The organism is Pantoea sp. EKM10T, assembly GCF_011800685.1.
Taxonomy (GTDB): Bacteria; Pseudomonadota; Gammaproteobacteria; order Enterobacterales; family Enterobacteriaceae; genus Pantoea; species Pantoea agglomerans.
The window spans coordinates 1-429 of the sequence record NZ_JAALEU010000028.1 but is presented as its reverse complement, the minus strand read 5'-3'; the positions used below and the strand labels follow the sequence as shown (position 1 = coordinate 429).

Annotated in this window: 1 tRNA gene; it reads left to right on the top strand. The window is 51.0% G+C overall.

The window, feature by feature from the left end:
* Positions 1–112: 112 nt before the first annotated feature.
* A tRNA-Glu gene (locus tag HFD95_RS21880) sits at positions 113–187 on the top strand.
* Positions 188–429: the final 242 nt, after the last annotated feature.

Here is a 429-nt window from a genome sequence, read left to right as displayed (position 1 = left end):
ACCTGCGGTTGGATCACCTCCTTACCTGAAGATACCTTCCCGCGCAGTGTCCACACAGATTGTCTGATAAAAAGTAATGAGCAGGACGGCTGCGAAGTCGTGACACTTTTGTGTCCCCTTCGTCTAGCGGTTAGGACTCCGCCCTTTCACGGCGGCAACAGGGGTTCGAATCCCCTAGGGGACGCCACCTGCTTGGTGACAGGTGAAAGGTGTCTCCATACAGTATCTCAAAACCGATTTGGTTGCGTAAGCAGCCGGGCCGCGTTTGAGATATTTGCTCTTTAACAATCCGGAACAAGCTGAAAATTGAAACGACGCAGCGCGTTATTCCTCCGTAATAAGGAATGACAAAGCGATGCGTTCGAGTCTCTCAAATGCTTGCAATTCGCAGCGTTGAAAAACGCCTGTGGGTTGTGAGGTTAAGCGACT